This is a genomic window from Streptomyces venezuelae, from assembly GCF_008642355.1.
GTDB classification, from domain to species: Bacteria; Actinomycetota; Actinomycetes; order Streptomycetales; family Streptomycetaceae; genus Streptomyces; species Streptomyces venezuelae_B.
In genome coordinates this window covers 1,224,773-1,243,022 of sequence record NZ_CP029193.1, presented here as the reverse complement: position 1 = coordinate 1,243,022, position 18,250 = coordinate 1,224,773, and the positions used below count along the sequence as shown (strand labels likewise).

The 18,250-nt window shown below is 71.9% G+C and carries 17 protein-coding genes; 10 read left to right on the top strand and 7 right to left on the bottom strand.

What is annotated here, in order from left to right; all coding sequences use genetic code 11:
* Positions 1-38: 38 nt before the first annotated feature.
* The 7 genes from rpe to DEJ47_RS05745 all read left to right on the top strand — a co-directional run bounded on the left by rpe (position 39) and on the right by DEJ47_RS05745 (position 6,605).
* On the top strand, positions 39-725 hold the full coding sequence (gene rpe / locus DEJ47_RS05775) for a ribulose-phosphate 3-epimerase (protein WP_150165563.1): 687 nt from the start codon (positions 39-41) through the stop codon (positions 723-725).
* A gap of 78 nt (positions 726-803) precedes the next feature.
* Positions 804-1,856 carry a sugar-binding transcriptional regulator gene (locus DEJ47_RS05770; RefSeq protein ID WP_150165561.1) on the top strand — a complete coding sequence of 351 codons (1,053 nt, stop codon included), beginning with the start codon at positions 804-806 and terminating at the stop codon, positions 1,854-1,856.
* 97 nt (positions 1,857-1,953) lie between these two features.
* A complete protein-coding gene (locus DEJ47_RS05765) occupies positions 1,954-2,349 on the top strand; it encodes a ribonuclease domain-containing protein (RefSeq protein WP_150175457.1) in 396 nt (131 codons plus the stop codon).
* Positions 2,346-2,750, top strand: coding sequence for a barstar family protein (locus tag DEJ47_RS05760; protein ID WP_150165559.1), 405 nt, complete (start codon positions 2,346-2,348; stop codon positions 2,748-2,750). The genes DEJ47_RS05765 and DEJ47_RS05760 overlap by 4 nt, the downstream gene beginning before the upstream one ends.
* A gap of 174 nt (positions 2,751-2,924) precedes the next feature.
* Entirely contained in the window at positions 2,925-4,367 is a 1,443-nt protein-coding gene (locus DEJ47_RS05755) for a GuaB1 family IMP dehydrogenase-related protein (RefSeq protein ID WP_150165558.1), read from the top strand.
* Between the two features lie 302 nt (positions 4,368-4,669).
* Positions 4,670-6,139, top strand: coding sequence for an amino acid permease (locus DEJ47_RS05750; protein WP_150165556.1), 1,470 nt, complete (start codon positions 4,670-4,672; stop codon positions 6,137-6,139).
* 10 nt (positions 6,140-6,149) lie between these two features.
* On the top strand, positions 6,150-6,605 hold the full coding sequence (locus tag DEJ47_RS05745) for an Lrp/AsnC family transcriptional regulator (protein WP_055564807.1): 456 nt from the start codon (positions 6,150-6,152) through the stop codon (positions 6,603-6,605).
* Here the strand turns inward: DEJ47_RS05745 and DEJ47_RS05740 are convergent.
* Entirely contained in the window at positions 6,602-7,063 is a 462-nt protein-coding gene (locus DEJ47_RS05740; protein ID WP_150165555.1) for a hypothetical protein, read from the bottom strand. The genes DEJ47_RS05745 and DEJ47_RS05740 overlap by 4 nt on opposite strands.
* Positions 7,064-7,299: 236 nt before the next feature.
* Between DEJ47_RS05740 and DEJ47_RS05735 the strand changes: the two genes are divergently transcribed.
* Positions 7,300-8,103 (top strand): carbon-nitrogen hydrolase family protein, encoded by an 804-nt coding sequence (locus DEJ47_RS05735; protein WP_190415293.1) that lies wholly within the window; start codon positions 7,300-7,302, stop codon positions 8,101-8,103.
* 55 nt (positions 8,104-8,158) lie between these two features.
* Entirely contained in the window at positions 8,159-9,853 is a 1,695-nt protein-coding gene (locus DEJ47_RS05730; RefSeq protein WP_150165553.1) for a flavin monoamine oxidase family protein, read from the top strand.
* Between the two features lie 18 nt (positions 9,854-9,871).
* On the opposite strand, the gene DEJ47_RS05725 is transcribed toward DEJ47_RS05730, so the two are convergent.
* The 5 genes from DEJ47_RS05725 to DEJ47_RS05705 all read right to left on the bottom strand — a co-directional run bounded on the left by DEJ47_RS05725 (position 9,872) and on the right by DEJ47_RS05705 (position 15,862).
* Positions 9,872-10,804: an LLM class F420-dependent oxidoreductase gene (locus tag DEJ47_RS05725; RefSeq protein ID WP_150165551.1), complete on the bottom strand. Its 933-nt coding sequence runs from the start codon at positions 10,802-10,804 to the stop codon at positions 9,872-9,874.
* A 76-nt stretch (positions 10,805-10,880) separates the two neighbouring features.
* Complete coding sequence (locus tag DEJ47_RS05720) at positions 10,881-11,594, bottom strand: DUF5995 family protein (RefSeq protein ID WP_150165549.1); 714 nt, start codon at positions 11,592-11,594, stop codon at positions 10,881-10,883.
* A gap of 131 nt (positions 11,595-11,725) precedes the next feature.
* Positions 11,726-12,916, bottom strand: a complete 1,191-nt coding sequence (locus DEJ47_RS05715) for a Cmx/CmrA family chloramphenicol efflux MFS transporter (protein ID WP_150165547.1) — start codon at positions 12,914-12,916, stop codon at positions 11,726-11,728.
* Positions 12,917-13,119: 203 nt separating this feature from the next.
* On the bottom strand, positions 13,120-14,508 hold the full coding sequence (locus DEJ47_RS05710; RefSeq protein WP_150165545.1) for a uracil-xanthine permease family protein: 1,389 nt from the start codon (positions 14,506-14,508) through the stop codon (positions 13,120-13,122).
* A 142-nt stretch (positions 14,509-14,650) separates the two neighbouring features.
* Positions 14,651-15,862, bottom strand: a complete 1,212-nt coding sequence (locus DEJ47_RS05705; RefSeq protein ID WP_150165543.1) for an MFS transporter — start codon at positions 15,860-15,862, stop codon at positions 14,651-14,653.
* Positions 15,863-15,958: 96 nt separating this feature from the next.
* Here DEJ47_RS05705 and DEJ47_RS05700 point away from each other — a divergent pair, with 96 nt between their 5' ends.
* Entirely contained in the window at positions 15,959-17,134 is a 1,176-nt protein-coding gene (locus DEJ47_RS05700; RefSeq protein WP_150165541.1) for an ROK family transcriptional regulator, read from the top strand.
* A 191-nt stretch (positions 17,135-17,325) separates the two neighbouring features.
* On the opposite strand, the gene DEJ47_RS05695 is transcribed toward DEJ47_RS05700, so the two are convergent.
* A complete protein-coding gene (locus DEJ47_RS05695; RefSeq protein ID WP_150165540.1) occupies positions 17,326-18,222 on the bottom strand; it encodes an RNA polymerase sigma-70 factor in 897 nt (298 codons plus the stop codon).
* Positions 18,223-18,250 lie beyond the last annotated feature (28 nt).

The following is an 18,250-nucleotide window of genomic DNA, read 5'->3' as shown; positions in this document are numbered from 1 at the left end:
CGGTCAGCAACGCGCGCCGGGCATGGCAGGCTTGGGGCATGGCCGTGCAGATCAACCCCAGCATCCTGTCCGCGGACTTCGCCCGTCTTGCCGAGGAGGCAAAGGCCGTCGAGGGCGCCGACTGGCTCCACGTCGACGTGATGGACAACCACTTCGTCCCGAATCTCACCCTCGGGGTGCCGGTCGTAGAGTCCCTGGCCCGTGCGACGGACACGCCTCTGGACTGCCACCTGATGATCGAGGACCCCGATCGCTGGGCCCCGCAGTACGTCGAGGCGGGCGCCGGATCCGTCACCTTCCACGCGGAGGCCGCCGCCGCGCCGGTCCGGCTCGCGCGCGAGATCCGTGCCAAGGGCGCCCGCGCCTCGATGGCGCTGAAGCCCGCGACCCCCATCGAGCCGTTCGAGGACCTGCTCCCCGAGCTCGACATGCTGCTCATCATGACGGTGGAGCCCGGCTTCGGCGGCCAGGCGTTCCTCGACATCATGCTGCCCAAGATCCGCCGCACCCGTGAGCTGATCGCCAAGCACGGCCTGGAGATGTGGCTGCAGGTCGACGGCGGGGTCTCGGCAGAGACCATCGAGCGCTGCGCCGAGGCCGGGGCCGATGTCTTCGTCGCCGGCTCCGCCGTCTACGGCGCCAAGGATCCCGCGGACGCGGTACGTTCATTGCGCACCCAAGCCGAGGCAAAGACCGCGTCAAGCAGCTGGGCGTGCGACCACTGAGCCACGGGAACGTGAACGCAGTCCGCCAGGGCTGATCGACCAGGCCGGATCTGCAAGGATGAACGGCGAATCCAGTTTGTGAACAGCAGTGAGGAGAGCGCCGTGTCGGCCATGTCGGCGGGTCGGTCAGCCATGCGGATGGGACCCGCGGAGCTGGTGCAGGCGGCGGCCATGGCCCGCCGCTTCTACCTCGAGGGCAAGTCCAAGATCCAGATCGCCGAGGAGTTCGGCGTCAGCCGCTTCAAGGTGGCCCGGGTCCTGGAGACCGCCCTGGAGCGTGATCTCGTGCGCATCGAGATCCGCGTGCCCGCCGAGCTGGACGCGGAGCGCTCGGACGCGCTGCGCGCCCGCTACGGCCTGCGGCACGCCGTCGTCGTGGAGTCCCCGGCGCCGACCGACGAGATCGAGGACTCGCCCGACCCCGAGAACCTCGGCGAGGTCGCGGCGGACCTCCTCGGCGAGCTGGTCAACGAGGGCGACGTCCTCGGCCTGGCCTGGGGCCGCTCCACGATCCACATGGCGGCCGCGCTCGACCAGCTGCCGCCGTGCACGGTCGTGCAGCTGACGGGGGTGTACGACGCCGGGACCGCGGAGCGCGGCTCCGTCGAGGCCGTCCGTCGCGCCGCCCAGGTGTCCGGCGGCGAGGCGCACCCCATCTACGCGCCGATGCTGCTGCCCGACCCCGCGACCGCGGCGGCGCTGCGCAACCAGACCGGCATCGCCCGCGCCTTCGAGTACTTCGACAAGGTCACGGTCGCCTGCGTGTCCATCGGCTCCTGGGAGCCGGGGATCTCCACCGTCCACGACATGCTCAGCGACGAGGAGCGGGCGCATTACGCGTCGCTGGGAGTGGCCGCGGAGATGTCTGCCCATCTGTTCGACGCCGAGGGGCGTCGGGTCGGGCGGGACCTCGGGGAGCGGTGCATCACCGTCGAAGCGGACCGGCTCCGACGGATTCCTGAAGTTGTCGCCATTGCCGGCGGGCAGCGGAAGGCTGCCGCGATCGACGCGGTGCTGCGGTCCGGGCTTGTCACCAGCCTTGTGACGGACACGGCTGCGGCTGATCAGCTTCTTGTTGCCGGCGCTGCGCCTCGGCCTGCGCTCAATCGGGCGGATCCGGACGGTAGCTGAGCGTCTGCGGGTCGTGGGGGGTTTTCGCGCCCACGCGGCGGAGCCGCACATGTCGCTGCCCGCGCCCCTGAAGGGGCGCCGTGGCAAGGTCGGACGCATGGTGCACCGGTTTGTTCCCCGCGTCGTGGGGGCTCTGCTCGTCTGTCTTGCGGTTTTCGTCGCCGGATGCTCGTCCGGGGGCGGTGACCGGGACGTCCCCGACTGGGCCCGCGGCATGGCCACTGTGCGGGACGACCGGCTGCCCGCCGAGGCGCGGGAGACATTGCGCCTCATCGACCACGGCGGCCCCTTCCCGTACCCGAAGGACGGCACCGTCTTCGGCAACTACGAGCGTGAGCTGCCGGAGCGGAAGCGTGGCTATTACCACGAGTACACCGTCCGTACGCCCGGCGAGCGGGACCGCGGGGCCCGGCGGATCGTCACCGGCAGCCACGACGAGGTCTACTACACCGACGATCACTACGCGTCCTTCAAGGCGGTGCTGAGGCAATGACCCACGACGTAGGCGGGGAACCGTTCGCGCCCGTGCTGGAGGCCGCGCGCGGCGCGGGCTGGGCCACCACGGCGCTCTCCCTCGCGGGAGTGACGGACAAGGCCGCCTTCATGGAGCGCTGCGCCCGCGGGCTCGGCCTGCCCGACTGGTTCGGGCGCAACTGGGACGCGCTGGCCGACTGCCTCACCGATCTGTCGTGGCAGCCCCCCGCGCGCGGGAGGCTGCTCGTCGTATCCGGATGGCAGGAGTACGCCGATGCGGCGCCGGGGGAGTGGCGGATCGCCCAGGAAGTGTTCTCGGGGGCCGTCGAGCACTGGCGGGGGGCGACGGAGGGCGGGCTCGAGATCGTGCTCGCGCTCGGTCCCGCCGACGGCGCCGACACGGAGCGTGGCGGCAGCTGAACCATCTGTTCCGTTTCAGGGTGGCTCTTGGACGATCGGACCAGGGCCCCACCGGGCCGCCTGGGTGATCGTCCCAGGCGGCACAACCCCGGCGGCATGGGACAATGAAGTACGTGCTTTTCCCCCGGCCTAAATGTCCGGGGGCCACCTCTGATCGACTGGGATGAGCAGCACGTGCGCTTCCTCAATGACATCCAGCCTGCGTACGACCTGACGTACGACGACGTCTTCATGGTCCCGAGGCGCTCCGCCGTCGGATCCCGCCAAGGCGTGGACCTCTCGTCGCCCGACGGCACCGGCACCACGATCCCGCTGGTCGTCGCCAACATGACCGCGATCGCCGGCCGCCGCATGGCCGAGACCGTCGCCCGCCGCGGCGGCCTCGTCGTCATCCCCCAGGACATCCCGATCGAGGTCGTCACCGAGGTCGTCTCCTGGGTCAAGACGCGCCACCACGTCCTGGACACCCCCATCGTCCTGGCCCCCACGCAGACCGTCGCGGACGCGCTCGCCCTGCTCCCCAAGCGCGCGCACGACGCCGGCGTCGTCGTCGACGCCGACCAGAAGCCCCTCGGAGTCGTCACGGACGCCGACCTCACGGGCGTCGACCGCTTCACGCAGCTCTCCGAGGTCATGTCCAGGGACCTGCTGCTCCTGGACGCCGACATCGACCCGCGCGACGCCTTCAACAAGCTCGACGCCGCCAACCGGCGCTACGCCCCCGCCGTGGACAAGGACGGCCGTCTCGCCGGCATCCTCACCCGTACGGGCGCCCTGCGGGCCACGCTCTACACCCCCGCCGTCGACGCCAACGGCGGCCTGCGCATCGCCGCGGCCGTCGGCATCAACGGCGACGTCGCGGGCAAGGCCAAGCAGCTCCTCGACGCGGGCGTCGACACGCTCGTCGTCGACACCGCGCACGGCCACCAGGAGTCGATGATCGCCGCGGTCAAGGCCGTGCGCGCGCTCGACCCGAAGGTCCCGATCGTGGCGGGCAACATCGTCGCCGCCGAGGGCGTCCGCGACCTCATCGAGGCCGGCGCCGACATCATCAAGGTGGGTGTCGGCCCCGGCGCCATGTGCACCACCCGCATGATGACCGGCGTGGGCCGCCCGCAGTTCTCCGCGGTGCTCGAATGCGCCGCCGAGGCCAAGAAGTTCGGCAAGCACGTCTGGGCGGACGGCGGTGTCCGCCACCCGCGCGACGTCGCCATGGCGCTCGCAGCCGGCGCGTCGAACGTCATGGTCGGCTCGTGGTTCGCGGGCACCTACGAGTCCCCGGGCGACCTCCAGCACGACGCCCAGGGCCGCGCCTACAAGGAGTCCTTCGGCATGGCCTCCGCGCGTGCCGTGCGCAACCGCACCTCCGAGGAGTCCGCGTACGACCGCGCCCGCAAGGCGCTCTTCGAGGAGGGCATCTCGACCTCCCGCATGTTCCTCGACCCGGCGCGGCCCGGCGTCGAGGACCTGATCGACTCGATCATCGCGGGCGTCCGCTCGTCCTGCACGTACGCGGGCGCCGCCTCCCTGGAGGAGTTCGCCGAGAAGGCCACGGTCGGCATCCAGAGCGCCGCCGGCTACGCGGAGGGCAAGCCCCTGCACGCCAGCTGGAGCTAACCCTTCTGACCTGCACGAAGGCCCCCGCGGTGCGTCCGCGGGGGCCTTCGTCGTTCCTCTGTCCAGGGCCGGAACGCAACGGACGAAACGGACCGCGCAACGAAGAGACGCATATGACGGAAGTGCGCAATGATCATTCGGCGGTACGCAAGGTTGCTGCATTACGGTCGGGAAGCCATGGACTCTAGAGTCAGGCGCTGAACGTGGTGTGGCGGGGACTGCCTGCTCGGTGGTTCCCGTCGCCAAGCGCGGGTGCCGCGGGTCCTCGCCGCCCTGACCGGCAGCGATGAAGGAGCCAGCGCGTGCTCGACCAAGGCGCACCCCCGCAGAACCGCCCAAGCCCCTCGGGCGCCCCTGGCCTCGCCGGCCGACTCATGCGCCGCAAGCCGGTGGAACGCCTGGTCGAGGAGGGTGGCCAGGGTGACGGAGGCACGCTGCGCCGCTCCCTCGGCATGTGGCAGCTGACCATGATCAGCATTGGTGCCACGCTCGGCACCGGCATCTTCGTCGTCCTCGGCGAGAGCGTCCCCAAGGCCGGCCCGGCCGTCACCATCTCCTTCGTGATCGCCGGACTCACCGCGCTCTTCTCCGCGCTGTCCTACGCGGAGCTGGCCGGGTCCATCCCGGTGGCCGGTTCCTCGTACTCGTACGCGTACGCAACGATGGGTGAACTCGTCGCCTGGGTCTGCGGCTGGTGCCTGGTCCTGGAGTACGGCGTCTCGGTCGCCGCGGTCGCGGTCGGCTGGGGCGAGTACCTCAACGAGCTCCTCGACGGGACCATCGGCGTCACCATCCCCGACGCGCTCTCCGCGGCGCCCGGCGAGGCCGACGGCGCGATCATGAACCTGCCCGGCCTGCTCGTCGTGCTGCTCGCCATGGTGTTCCTGCTCGGCGGCGCCAAGGAGTCGGCGACCGCCAACACGATCATGGTCGTCGTGAAGATCGCCGCCCTCGTGCTCTTCTGCACCATCGGCTTCATGGGCTTCAAGTCCGGCAACTACGCGGACTTCATGCCGCTCGGCACGGCCGGCGTCAGCGCCGCCGCCGCGAGCCTCTTCTTCTCCTACATCGGTTTCGACGCCGCCTCCACCGCCGGTGAGGAGGCGAAGAACCCGCAGCGCGACCTGCCCCGCGCCATCATGCTGTCGCTGGTCATCGTCACCGCCCTCTACGTCCTGGTCGCCGCCGTCGCCGTCGGCGCCTGGAACTGGAAGGACTTCGAGGGCTCCGAGGCCACGCTCGCCGCGATCATGAACGACGTCAGCGGCCAGAGCTTCTGGGGCACGCTGCTCGCCGCGGGCGCGGTCATCTCCATCGCCTCCGTCGTCCTCACCGTCCTCTACGGCCAGACCCGCGTCCTGTTCGCCATGTCCCGCGACGGCCTGGTCCCCAAGACATTCGGCAAGGTCAGCAAGAAGACCGGCACGCCCCGTGTGAACACCGTCATCGTCTCGCTGTTCTGCGGAGCCCTCGCCTCCGTCATCCCGCTCGGCAAGCTCGTCGACGCCACCAGCATCGGCACCCTGTTCGCCTTCGGTCTGGTCAACATCGCCGTCATCGTCCTGCGCAGGACCCGCCCCGACATGCCGCGCACCTTCCGGGTGCCGCTCGGCTGGCTCTTCCCCGTGCTCGGCTTCGGCTTCTGCGCGTACAACATGTTCAGCCTCGACTCCGCCACCTGGAAGGTCTTCGGTGTCTGGATGGTCGTCGGCCTCGTGTTCTACTTCCTGTACGGCATGAGCCGCTCCCGATTGGCCACAGCAGAGAAGTGATCCACCCCCCGTGCGACTGAACGATCTCGACGAACGCATCGTGCACGCCCTCGCCGAGGACGCCCGCCGCTCCTACGCCGACATCGGCCAGCTGGTCGGACTCTCCGCGCCCGCCGTGAAGCGGCGCGTGGACCGGCTGCGGGCCACCGGAGCCATCACCGGCTTCACGGTCCGCGTGGACCCGGCGGCCCTCGGCTGGGAGACCGAGGGGTTCATCGAGATCTACTGTCGCCGCAACACCTCACCGGAGGCGATCCAGCGGGGCCTGGAGCGCTACCCGGAAATCGCGTCCGCGTCCACCGTCACCGGTGACGCGGACGCGATCGTCCAGGTCTTCGCCGCGGACATGCGGCACTTCGAGCGGGTCCTGGAGCGCATCGCGGGGGAGCCGTTCGTGGAGCGGACGAAGTCCGTGCTCGTGCTCTCGCCCCTGATGCGCCGCTTCTCCTCGGGCTCGCCCGCCTAGGAGCCCCGCGGCTCCGGGTACGGGACCTGCCACGGGACGACGTGGAAGTCGCCCGCGCCCTTCCTGACCTTCTCGTACGGGGCCGAGCTCGCGCACTTGGCGAGGGTGCCGGGCCGGCCCTGCGTGGCTCCGTAGGCCGCCCAGCTGTAGCCGACGCGGTCCTGCCGCCCCCGGTCGTCGACCGTGAAGCCGACCCGCTTGCCCTCGGTGTCCGGCAGGTTCGTCTCGGTGATCACTCCGGTCGCCGTGGCCACCTTGCCGCCCGTCATCAGGCAGTCGATACGGCCCTTCGCCCAGCCTCCCTCGCCGCCCGGCTCGTCGAGGTGGACGAAGTGGAAGGTGCCGGTCGCCTTCGAGGGGTCCTTGATGTCCTCGGCCGCCAGATGAGCGTCGAACGTGAACGTCACGTCCTCGGGCGTCACGTTCTCGCGGAAGGGGCATCCGGCACGTCCGGCCACGGGCCGCACTCCTCCTCCGCCGCACGGCGGGGAGCCCCGTCCGCGCCCTGCGCCCCCAGGAGGACACCCCTTACACCCGGGGCCCATGCGAGGACGCAACGAATCGCCGCGCCCACCCCGTCACGCGCAACGGATCACGCAGCTGCCCGCAACGGTCGCGCCTTGTCCGGGCACAGCCGCCGACCGTACCGTCTTACCGACCCCGCCTTCCCCTTCGTACGCCCCGAGGTTCCGCCATGCCTGCGCTGCGCACCGCCCTGCTCCAGAGCTCCGGGCGGCCCGGATCCGTCGACGCCAACCTCGCGGCGCTCGACGAGGCCGCCGGACGCGCCGCCGCGGCGGACGCCGGGCTGCTCATCGCGCCCGAGCTGTACCTCACGGGATACGCGATCGGGGACGAGATCGCCCGGCTCGCCGAGCCCGTCGACGGGGAGTCCGCGAAGGCCGTCGCGGAGATCGCGGCCCGCCACCGGGTCGGCGTCGCCTACGGCTACCCGGAGCGCGAGGGCGACCTCGTCTTCAACTCCGTCCAGCTGATCGGCCCGGACGGGGCCCGCCTCGCGAACTACCGCAAGACCCACCTCTTCGGCGGCTTCGAGCGCGACTCCTTCACCCCGGGCGAGCAGGCCGTCGTCCAGGCCGAGCTCGGCGGCGTCCGGGTCGGCCTGATGATCTGCTACGACGTGGAGTTCCCGGAGAACGTCCGCGCGCACGCCCTCGCGGGCACCGACCTGCTGGTCGTGCCGACCGCGCAGATGCACCCGTTCCAGTTCGTCGCCGAGTCCCTCGTGCCGGTGCGCGCCTTCGAGAACCAGCTGTACGTCGCCTACGTCAACCGGGTCGGCCCCGAGGGCGAGTTCGAGTTCGTCGGGCTCTCCACGCTGGTCGGACCCGACGGCGTGTCGCGTGCCCGCGCGGGCCGCGGCGAGGAACTCGTCCTCGGCGACGTCGACCCGGAGTTCCTGAGCGCCTCCCGCGAGAACAACCCGTACCTGCGCGACCGCCGCCCCGGCCTGTACGCGTCCCTCGTCCGAGCCTGAGCCTCCCCCCCCCGCAGCCTTCTGCTCCAGTTCCCCCGCAAGGAGTCCGTACCCCATGACGTCCACTGTGCCCACGGCCATCCAGCACACCGACGCCCAGCCGCCGATCACCATGTTCGGTCCGGACTTCCCGTACGCCTACGACGACTTCCTCGCCCACCCCGCGGGCCTGGGCCAGATACCCGCGACCGAGCACGGCACCGAGGTCGCCGTCATCGGCGGCGGTCTCTCCGGCATCATCGCCGCGTACGAGCTGATGAAGATGGGCCTCAAGCCCGTCGTCTACGAGGCCGACCAGATCGGCGGACGGCTGCGCACCGTCGGCTTCGAGGGCTGCGACGGCGACCTGACCGCCGAGATGGGCGCGATGCGCTTCCCGCCGTCGTCGACGGCGCTGCAGCACTACATCGACCTGGTGGGCCTCAAGACCAGCCCGTTCCCCAACCCGCTCGCCGAGTCGACCCCCTCCACCGTCGTGGACCTCAAGGGCGAGTCGCACTACGCCGAAACCGTCGAGGACCTGCCGCAGGTCTACCGCGACGTCGCGAAGGCGTGGGCCGACTGCCTCGAAGAGGGCGCGGACTTCTCCGACATGAACCGCGCCCTGCGCGAGCGCGACGTGCCGAAGATCCGCGAGATCTGGTCGAAGCTCGTCGAGAAGCTCGACAACCAGACGTTCTACGGCTTCCTCTGCGACTCCGAGGCGTTCAAGTCCTTCCGGCACCGCGAGATCTTCGGCCAGGTCGGCTTCGGCACCGGCGGCTGGGACACCGACTTCCCGAACTCCATCCTGGAGATCCTGCGCGTCGTCTACACCGAGGCCGACGACCACCACCGCGGCATCGTCGGCGGCAGCCAGCAGCTGCCGCTGCGCCTGTGGGACCGCCAGCCGCAGAAGATCGTGCACTGGGAGCCGGGCACGTCCCTGTCCTCGCTGCACGAGGGCGGGGCGCCGAAGCCCGCCGTGACCCGCCTCAACCGCACCGCCGGGAACCGCGTGACGGTCACCGACGCGTCCGGCGACATCCGCACCTACCAGGCCGCGATCTTCACCGCCCAGTCGTGGATGCTGCTCTCGAAGATCGAGTGCGACGACTCGCTCTTCCCCATCGACCACTGGACGGCGATGGAGCGGACTCACTACATGGAGTCGTCGAAGCTGTTCGTCCCGGTGGACCGGCCGTTCTGGCTGGACAAGGACGAGGAGACCGGCCGTGACGTGATGTCGATGACGCTCACCGACCGCATGACGCGCGGTACCTACCTGCTCGACGACGGGCCGGACAAGCCCGCCGTCATCTGCCTCTCCTACACCTGGTGCGACGACAGCCTGAAATGGCTCCCGCTGTCGGCGAACGAGCGCATGGAGGTCATGCTCAAGTCGCTCGGCGAGGTCTACCCGAAGGTCGACATCCGCAAGCACATCATCGGCAACCCGGTGACCGTGTCCTGGGAGAACGAGCCCTACTTCATGGGCGCGTTCAAGGCGAACCTGCCGGGTCACTACCGCTACCAGCGGCGCCTGTTCACCCACTTCATGCAGGACTCGTTGCCCGAGGACAAGCGGGGGATCTTCCTCGCGGGCGACGACATCTCCTGGACGGCGGGATGGGCCGAGGGGGCGGTGCAGACCGCTCTGAACGCGGTGTGGGGCGTCATGCACCACTTCGGCGGTGCCACGGACGCGACCAACCCCGGGCCGGGGGATGTGTACGACTCGATTGCTCCGGTCGAGCTGCCCGAGGACTGACGGTCCTGGAGCCGCCGGTCAGACCCCGGCGGCCCTCGCCGCCCCGTACACCTCCGCCGCCACGTCCCTCAGTTCCCCGGCGTCCCTCGTGCTGCCCGCGAGTTCGATGAGGATCTCGTCCACCGCGCCCGTGGCGGCATGTGCTCCGAGGTCCTCGACGATCTGGGCGACGTTGCCCTGGAAGGGGGCACGGCGGTCGCCCTCGTACGCCTTGGGCGTGTACCGCGTGTTGGCCCGCAGGACGGTCCGGACCGGGCGGGTGCGTCCCCGCTCGGCGGCCATGTCCTTCAGGGCCTGGGCCTGCTCGGCGAGGGCTTCGGGGCCGGTGGCCACCGGCATCCAGCCGTCCGCGCGGTCGACGAGCCTGCGCAGGGCGCGGGGGCTGTTGGCGGGCAGCAGGATGGGGATCGGCCGGGCGGGCTTGGGACGCACGACGGACGGTGCGATGGTGGTCAGCTCACCCTCGTACGCCACCGGGTCGGGGCCCCACACCGCGCGGCAGACGTCCAGCAGCTCGTCCAGGGTCCTGCCGCGCCGCTCATAGGGCGCGACGGAGGCGGCCGCGTACTCGTCGCGCGACCAGCCCGTGCCGAAGCCCGCGACGACCCGGCCGCCGCTCGCCGCGTCCAGCGACGCCAGGGAACGGGCGAGTTGGAAGGGGACGTGGAGCGGGGCGACCAGCACGCTGGTGCCGAGGCGGGCCCGTTCCGTGGCCGCAGCGGCGAGCGTCAGAGTGATCAGCGGGTCGGCGACCGAGCGGTACGCGTCGGGCCAGGGGCGGCCCGGGATTCCGTACAGGCCCTGCGTGGCGGGCTCGGGGTAGAGGATGCGCTCGTAGACCCACAGGCTCTCGTAGCCCATGTCCTCGGCGGCCCGCGCCACCGCGGGGACGTCGCGTCCGATGGCGTACTGACTGCCCTGCGGAAGGCTCAGTCCCAGTGGGGTCGCCATGCCGGTGCTCCTTTGCGTCGGGTACGTCCGCGTCGGGTACGTCGAGAACGGTCGTTTCAACGTACAACGATCGTCGTCAGTCCGGCAGGGGCGTCAGCAGGATTCGGCCCACCAGACCCACCGCCCCGTCGAGCCGCTCCCCGAACTCCTCCGCCACGCACGGGAGTTCGCGCAGCGCCCACAGGGCCCGCCCCGACGCCCAGGCGCCGTCCCTGGCCCGCTCCAGGCTCCAGGAACCGGCGAGGTGCGTCAGCGGGTCACCGACCTGGAGGAAGTCGGGGCCGGGCATCAGTTCCTCGCGGATGCGTTCCTCCAGGGAGACGAGCGAGTCGCCCACACGGTCGAACTCGTCCTCCAGATCGGCCGGTTCGCACCCCAGCACGCGGCAGCTGTCCACGACGGCACGCGCGAGGTCGTGCCCGATGTGCGCGTTGATGCCCGCGAGTGCGAACTGCAGCGGATGGACGCCGGGATGGCGCCGGTACTGGAACAGCGGGCGCCAACAGGCGGGCGGCCGGCGCCCCTCGGCCGCCGCGTCGACAGCCGTGAGGTACCGCTCGGCGAAGCGGACGGCCAGGGTCGTCGCCGCGTGTACGTCGGGGAAGGCGCCGCCGCCGAGGCGCCGGGCGACCTCCTCGGTCACCGTGAGGTAGACGCGGTTGAAGACGGCGACCCCATCACGCGGCGGCCAGTCCGCGCCGAGCGCCCGCATCCGCGCCAGCACGCCGTCGACGTCGTCGGCCCCGCGGGCCGGAGCCCTGAACTCTGCGAAACGCTCCACCTGCGCCATGGGGGCAGGTTCCCAGCCCCGGCCCGCCCCGGACGCCAGCGCACCGGGCGCTTCCCCGAAACGAGGGAACGGGCGGCGTGCGCGACGGGCGGGGAGTGGACGCGACCCGGCACGCCCACCCCCGCGTGCGGCTACGAGCGGGCGCGGGCCTCGGTGACCTCCGTCGGCGAGCGGCGCCTTCCGGCGAGCCCGAGCGCCGTACCTCCGACGGCCAGCGCCACCGCCACCAGCGCCGCGCTGAGCCAGAGCGGCGAGCGGTATCCCAGCCCCGCGGAGATCGCGAGGCCGCCGAGCCACGGGCCGAGGGCGCCGCCCACGTTGAACGCGGCCGTCGCGAACCCGCCCGCCAGGTGGGGGGCCTCCTCCGCCGCCGCGTACAGGGCCCGCGCGATCAGCGTGGAACCGACGCCGAACGACAGGGCCCCCTGGACGAGGACCAGGACGACCACCGCCACCGGACGCGACGCCGTCACCGCGAACAGGGCCCACCCGGTGAGCAGCGCGAGCGAGCCGAACACCAGGACCGGCATGGGCCGTACGTCGGCGAGGCGCCCGGCCGCGGTGACGCCCACGAACGAGCCGACGCCGAACAGGGCGAGCATCGCGGGCACCCAGCCCGAGCCGAGACCGGAGACGCGCGTGACGACGGGGGAGAGGTAGGTGAACGTGCAGAACGTCGAGCCGTTGACCAGCGCGCCGAGCAGCAGCGTCACGAGGAGCCGCGGGCCGCGCAGCGCCCGCAGCTCCCCGAGCGCGCGCGGGGAACCGAGGTCGGGCGCCCCGGCCGGCACGGCTCGCGCGATGGCGAGCACGGCGGGCAGCGAGAGCAGGGCCACCGCCCAGAACGCGGAGCGCCAGCCCCAGGCCTCGCCGAGCAGCGCGCCCGCGGGCACGCCCGCGACACAGGCGACGGTGACGCCGCCGAGCAGCGCGGACGTGGCGCGCCCCTTGGCGTCGGGCTCGACCATGTCCGTGGCGGTGACCAGCGCGACGGCGAGGAACCCGGCGTTGGCGAGGGCGCCGACGACGCGGGTCACGAGCAGCACGGCGAAGCTCGTGGTGAGCGCGCCGACGACGTGGACGAGCAGGAAGGCGACGAGGAAGACCAGGAGCGCGCTCCGGCGGGCGAAGCGGCGGCTCAGAAGGGCCATCAGCGGTGCGCCGACGATCATTCCCACGGCGAACGCCGAGGTCAGATGGCCCGCGGCCGGAACGGTGACGGACAGGTCGCGCGAGATGTCGGGGATCAGCCCCGACAGCATGAACTCCGAGGTTCCTTGCGCGAAAACGGCGAGCCCGAGGAGATACAGGGCAAAGGGCACAGCAGGACTCCGCAACCACGATGTGGATCAAAAGGGATCAGGGCACGGGGGCGGTGATCCGGTGGCGGCGGCGGCCCCGGGGGCCGGCGTGTCAGCGCTGTGGCGCGAGAAGCCACCGGACGACCGGTGGCGTGAGTCTGTCGGACTCGGGAGTGGACATGGTGCGCACCCTAATCAGGCGTGACGCACCACGTCCAACGGTTTCAGCCGCGCTCGCGGTTCTCCTCGTCGTACGTCGACGTGCCCGAATCCAGGAGCGGTTCCTGGGACTTGAGGTGGGCGGGGGCGAAGGCGCGCAGCACGTGGTAGCCCGTGATGACGACGATCGTGCCGAGCGCGATGCCGCTCAGCTGGAAGGTGTCGGTGAACTTCAGGGAGACGCCGCCGACGCCGATGATGATGCCCGCGGCGGCCGGCACCAGGTTCAGCGGATTGCGCAGGTCGACCTTGGCGTTGATCCAGATCTGCGCGCCGAGCAGGCCGATCATGCCGTACAGGATGACGGTGATGCCGCCGAGCACGCCGCCGGGGATCGCGGCCACGACCGCGCCGAACTTGGGGCAGAGCCCGAAGAGCAGGGCGAAGCAGGCCGCCGCCCAGTACGCGGCCGTGGAGTAGACGCGGGTCGCGGCCATCACGCCGATGTTCTCGGAGTACGTGGTGTTGGGCGGGCCGCCGACCGCGGTGGAGAGCATGGAGGCGGCGCCGTCGGCGGAGATCGCCGTGCCGAGCTTGTCGTCGAGGTTGTCCCCGGTCATCTCGCCGACGGCCTTCACGTGGCCCGCGTTCTCGGCGATCAGCGCGATGACGACGGGCAGCGCCACGAGGATCGCCGACCATTCGAAGCTCGGCGCGTGGAAGGAGGGCAGGCCGATCCAGTCGGCGTCGCCCACGGCGGACAGGTCCAGACGCCAGTGGTCGACGACCTTGCCCGAGGCGTCCGCCGAGTGGATCTTGCCGAAGACCTGGTCGAAGACCCAGGAGATGCCGTACCCGAAGATCAGGCCGAGGAAGATCGCGATGCGCGACCAGAAGCCGCGCAGGCACACCACGGCGAGGCCGGTGAAGAGCATCACCAGGAGCGCCGTCCACTGGTCCTGCGGCCAGTACGTCGACGCCGTGACCGGCGCCAGGTTGAAGCCGATCAGCATGACGACCGCGCCGGTCACGATCGGCGGCATCGCGGCATGGATGATCCGCGCCCCGAACTTCTGCACGGCGAGGCCCACCAGGAACAGCGCGGCGCCGACGACGAAGACCGCGCCGGTCACCGTCGCGCTGGAGCCGCCCTGCGCCCGGATGACCGCGGCGACACCCACGAAGGAGAGCGAACAGCCCAGGTAGCTGGGGACCCGGCCGCGCGTGGCGAGCAGGAAGATGACGGTGGCGACGCCCGACATCATGATCGCGAGGTTCGGGTCGAGGCCCATGAGCACGGGGGCCACGAACGACGCGCCGAACATCGCGACCACGTGCTGGGCGCCGAGCCCGAAGGTGCGCGGCCAGGAGAGCCGCTCGTCGGGACGGACGACGGCTCCGGGCGCGGGGGTGCGCCCGTCGCCGTGCAGCTTCCAGCGCACGCCGAGATCCATGGTGAGTCAGTCGCTTTCTGTGCGCCGAGCCGGGGCCGGCCGGGTGGCCGGAAATGATCGACGCCATGTTAGTTCGACGTAAGTGCGGGTTCTGACGCGCGAGGGCTGTTCTCGCGGGGATCGGGACGTACGTCTCGGCGGCTCAGGACCTCGGTCCATGGGCTGCCGTGTCCGCCGGCGCCGCCTGAGCGGCCTTGCGGCCGCCCGTGCGCAGGACGCCAGCGAAGACCGTGAGGCCGCAGGCGAGCAGCGTCACCAGGCCGAAGGAGGTCACGAGGCTCGTGGCCTCGGCGAGCGCGCCGATCGCGGAGGGGGCGATGAGGCTCGATGTGTACGTGATGGTGGCGACACCCGCGATGGCCTGGCTGGGGTTGGGGCCGCTGTGCCCGGCCGCGGCGAAGGCGAGCGGCACCACGACCGCGATGCCGAGGCCCAGCAGGGCGAACCCGCCCATGGCCATCACGGGATGCGTGGCGAGGACGACGAGCAGCCCGCCGACCGCCGCGAGGACACCGCCGGCCCGCACCGTGCGCACCGCCCCGAACCGGTCGACCACCGCGTCGCCCGCGAGCCGCGCGACGGCCATGGTGAGCGTGAAGCCGGTGGTGGAGGCGGCGGCGACACCGGCCGACGTGTCCAGGACGTCGCGCAGGTAGACGGCCGACCAGTCGAGGCTCGCGCCCTCCGCGAAGACCGCGCAGAAGCCGACGGCGCCGATGAGCAGCGCCGACCTCGGCGGCAGCGAGAACCGGGGAGGCGCTTCCTCCTCCGGCTCGGGTTGCAGGTCGAGGACGCCCTGGCAGGCGACGAGGCCGAGCGCGGTCAGTGCGGCGGAGGCCAGCAGGTGGTGGAGGCGGGCGTCCGAGCCGAGGTGGGCGGCGACCGTGCCCGCCGCGGAGCCGATCAGGGCGCCGACGCTCCACATGCCGTGCAGGCCCGACATGATCGACTTCCGCATGCGGGCCTCGGTCTCGACGCCGATCGCGTTCATCGTCACGTCGGACATGCCGGAGGTCGCGCCGTACACGAAGAGCGCCAGGCAGAGCGTGAGCAGGTTCGGCGCGAGCGCCGGCAGGATCAGCGCGAGCGTCCACATGACGAGCAGGCCGCGCAGGGCGTTGCGGGCCCCGAAGCGGTGGCTGATGCGGCTCGCGAGCGGCATCGCGACGGACGCGCCGATCGCGGGGAAGGCCAGGGCGAGGCCGAGCATGCCCGCGCTGACGCCTGCGTGGTCCTGGATCCAGGGCACCCGCGTGGCAAAAGACCCGGCGACCGCGCCGTGCACGCAGAAGACGGCCGCGACGGCGAGCCGCGCCCGCTTCAACCGCTGTTTGTCGTAGCCCACTTCACTCATCCCGCTCCGCCCTCCCGAGTGCTGTCCCGATCCGGCGACGTAAACTATCAGGAACCCTGCCTGATAAATAGAAGGTTCCTGTGGGAGGATCCGGCCATGCCTGTGTCGCCCGCCTCACCGAGTACCGCCCGAGCCATCAACGACCGGCTCGCGCTGGGGCTCCTGCAGAGCGAAGGGCCGCTCACCGCGAACCAGTTGAAGCAGCTCACCGGCCTGTCACGGCCCTCCGTCGCCGATCTCGTCGAGCGGCTCCAGGGCTCCGGGCTCATCACGGTCGTCGGCGAGGCGGGTGCCCAACGGCGCGGCCCGAACGCCCGCCTGTACGGCATAGTCGCCGACCGCGCCCACCTCGCCGCGCTCGACGTGCGCACCGAGAGTGTCTCCGTCGTCGTCACCGACCTGCTCGGCGCGGTCCTCGCCGAGGCCTCCGCGCCCATCGGCGGCGGCGCCGGCACGGGACCCGCCGTCGAGCAGGCCGTCGCCCTCGTCGAGCGCACCGCCGCGGAGGGCGGCGTGCAGCGCCTGCACACCGTCGGCATCGGCGCCCCGGGACTCATCGACCCCGCCACCGGCGACCTGCACGACACGTCCTCGCTGCCCGCCTGGCACCGCCGCCTCGCGGGCGCCCTCCACGAGCGGCTCGGCGCCCGCGTCCTCGTGGAGAACGAGACCAACCTCGCGGCCCGCGCCGAACGCAGGGACGGCGCCGCGCACGACCGGGACACGTTCGTGCTGCTCTGGCTCGGCGACGGCGTCGGCGCCGCCGTCGTGCTCGACGGCGTGCTGCGCAGGGGAGCGTCGGGCGGCACCGGCGAGATCGGCTTCCTGCCGGTGCCGGGCACGAGCACGCTCCCGTCGGCCACCAGCTGCGAAGGCGGCTTCCACTCGCTGGCCTGCGCGAGTGCCCTGCGCGAACTCGGCGCGGAGCACGGCATCCCGGAGCCCGGCATGTCCGGTGCCGACGTGGTGCGGCGCGCGGTCGAGACCGGCGAGGACGCCTTCCTGGACGCCGTCGCCGACCGGGTGGCCGTCGGGGCGGCGGCGATGGCCGCGATCCTCGACCCGGGCTGCGTGGTCCTCGGCGGCGAGGTGGGCCGCGCGGGCGGCGCGGAACTGGCGGCACGCGTCACGGACCGCGTCACCGCCATGTCACCCCTGCGCACCGAGGTGCGGGCCGGCACGCTGGGCGGGGCCGCGGTGCTGCGCGGGGCGCTGCTCGCGGCGCGGGACGCGGCACAGGACGAGCTGTTCGGACCGCGCGCGGGTCACTGAGGGCGCGGGCCGCGACCGGGCTCCGAGCCCCGCGGCGCCGCCTCACGGGCCTGCCCGCCCCGCCCCGGGCAGCGGCATGACCGGCGGCACGCTCGTCACCCCGCGCGCAGTGGCCGCGCGGGGCGCACCCATGACGTCCACGCGTGCCCTCGCGCAGCCGCTCCGTCACGCGGCGGCCGTGGGCTTCGTCGTCATGCGGCCGCCAACTGGCGTTCCACGAAGGCGAGCTTGTCCGGGTTGACGACCGACCGGACCCCGGTCACCACCCCGTCGCTCCCCTCGAACGAGGCGACGGCCGTCAGGTGTCCCGCCGTCCGCATGACCATCGCGGGCGCGCCGTTGACCTCGGCGTACGTGACCTCCGCGGACCCGAACTTCGCCATGACGCCCGCCAGGAACCGCAGGACGTTCTCGCGCCCGAGGATCGGCGTGGTGGCCGCCGCGACCTTGCCCCCGCCGTCGCCCCACCACGTGACGTCCCTGGCCAGTATCTTCTCCAGGCCGACGACGTCGCCCTCGCGGGCCGCGGCGACGAACGACTCGACGAACCGCTGCCGCAGCTCGTGCCCCGGCGCGAACCGGGGCCGCGCGTCGGCGAGCGCCCTGGCCGCCCTGCGGTACAGCTGGCGGCAGCCCGCCTCACTCGCGTCGAGGACGCCCGCGATCTCCCGGTGGCTGTAGGAGAAGGCCTCCCGCAGCACGTAGACCGCGCGCTCCCTGGGCGTCAGCCGCTCCAGGAGGACGAGCAGGGCCATGGAGACCGCCTCCCGCTGCTCCGCGGACTCCAGCGGTCCCAGAGTGCCGCCCGAGGTGATGACCGGCTCCGGCAGCCAGGTGCCGACGTACTGCTCACGACGGGCGCGGGCCGAGGTCAGCCGGTTCAGGCAGAGGTTCGTGACGGTCTTGGCGAGCCAGGCGGCGGGCTGCTCGATGTCCTCGCGCCGCGTGCCGTTCCACCGCAGATACGCGTCCTGCACGGCGTCCTCCGCCTCCTGCGCGGAGCCGAGTATCCGGTAGGCCAGGCCGAACATCCGGGGGCGGTGGGTCTCGAACTCCTCGGCCAGTGCCGCTGCAGTGCTCACGCCCATAGGGTGCCAAATCCCGCGGGCGTGAGCA

What these genes read in the sequence shown, in the direction of transcription:
- DEJ47_RS05700 (WP_150165541.1), top strand. Translation starts at nt 15,959, where the DNA reads ATGCCTGTGTCGCCCGCCTCACCGAGTACCGCCCGAGCCATCAACGAC.
- DEJ47_RS05710 (WP_150165545.1), bottom strand. Translation starts at nt 14,508, where the DNA reads ATGGATCTCGGCGTGCGCTGGAAGCTGCACGGCGACGGGCGCACCCCC.
- DEJ47_RS05760 (WP_150165559.1), top strand. Translation starts at nt 2,346, where the DNA reads ATGACCCACGACGTAGGCGGGGAACCGTTCGCGCCCGTGCTGGAGGCC.
- rpe (WP_150165563.1), top strand. Translation starts at nt 39, where the DNA reads ATGGCCGTGCAGATCAACCCCAGCATCCTGTCCGCGGACTTCGCCCGT.
- DEJ47_RS05720 (WP_150165549.1), bottom strand. Translation starts at nt 11,594, where the DNA reads ATGGCGCAGGTGGAGCGTTTCGCAGAGTTCAGGGCTCCGGCCCGCGGG.
- DEJ47_RS05725 (WP_150165551.1), bottom strand. Translation starts at nt 10,804, where the DNA reads ATGGCGACCCCACTGGGACTGAGCCTTCCGCAGGGCAGTCAGTACGCC.
- DEJ47_RS05735 (WP_190415293.1), top strand. Translation starts at nt 7,300, where the DNA reads ATGCCTGCGCTGCGCACCGCCCTGCTCCAGAGCTCCGGGCGGCCCGGA.
- DEJ47_RS05765 (WP_150175457.1), top strand. Translation starts at nt 1,954, where the DNA reads ATGGTGCACCGGTTTGTTCCCCGCGTCGTGGGGGCTCTGCTCGTCTGT.
- DEJ47_RS05695 (WP_150165540.1), bottom strand. Translation starts at nt 18,222, where the DNA reads ATGGGCGTGAGCACTGCAGCGGCACTGGCCGAGGAGTTCGAGACCCAC.
- DEJ47_RS05730 (WP_150165553.1), top strand. Translation starts at nt 8,159, where the DNA reads ATGACGTCCACTGTGCCCACGGCCATCCAGCACACCGACGCCCAGCCG.
- DEJ47_RS05705 (WP_150165543.1), bottom strand. Translation starts at nt 15,862, where the DNA reads ATGAGTGAAGTGGGCTACGACAAACAGCGGTTGAAGCGGGCGCGGCTC.